Below are 756 nucleotides of genomic sequence, written 5' to 3'. Positions count from 1 at the left end.
CGCGCTGCGCAGCCCGTGAGCCGTCGCGCAGGCCGCCACGTCGCCACCGCGATAGGGGTGGCGCGGGGCGACGATGGTCAGGAGCCGCGGGAACCGGTCTTTCAGCGCCGCATGCGCCTCGGCCGCCGCCGCGTCCTCGCCCGGATGGGTGCTCGCTGCGACCCAGACCGGGCGGTCGCCGATCATGTCCCCGAGATAGGCCACCTGCTGCCGGTCGGCCGGCTGCACCGCGGCATCGTACTTGAGGTTCCCGGCCACGCTCACCCGCGGCGCGCCGAGGCGCACGAAGCGCTCGGCGTCGTCGCGCGTCTGCGCAAGGCAGATCGCGATTCGCGCCAGCAGCGCCTTGGCCGTGCGCGGCGCACGCGCCCAACCGGCGAACGACTGCTCCGACATCCGTCCGTTGACGAGCAGCAAGGGGATGGCGCGGGCATGCAGCGCCACCACGGTGTTGGGCCAGATCTCGGACTCGGCGACCAGGGCGAGGTCGGGCTGCCAATGGTCGAGGAAGCGCGCGACCCAGCGCGGCGCATCGAGGGGCATGTACTGGTGTACGGCGCCCGCCGGCAGGCGCGCGCCGATCAGGTCGGCGGCGCTGCGGGTGCCGGTGGTGACCAGCACCGAGAAGCCGCGGGCGATCATTCCCTCGACGAGGCCGACCAGCGAGAGCGACTCGCCCACCGACGCCCCGTGCATCCAGACCAGCGAGCCCACGGGCCGCGCCCGCCCGGGCAGGGCGCGGCGCTCGGCCAAGCG

1 protein-coding gene is annotated in these 756 nt (G+C 74.6%); it reads right to left on the bottom strand.

What is annotated here, in order from left to right; genetic code table 11:
* Positions 1 to 756: glycosyltransferase N-terminal domain-containing protein (locus tag FV222_RS28135; RefSeq protein WP_281406945.1), on the bottom strand; the 756-nt coding region annotated here is incomplete at both ends.

It is taken from the genome of Methylobacterium sp. WL103, assembly GCF_008039885.1.
Classification (GTDB): domain Bacteria; phylum Pseudomonadota; class Alphaproteobacteria; order Rhizobiales; family Beijerinckiaceae; genus Methylobacterium; species Methylobacterium cerastii.
This window is presented reverse-complemented; position numbering and strand designations above follow the sequence as displayed.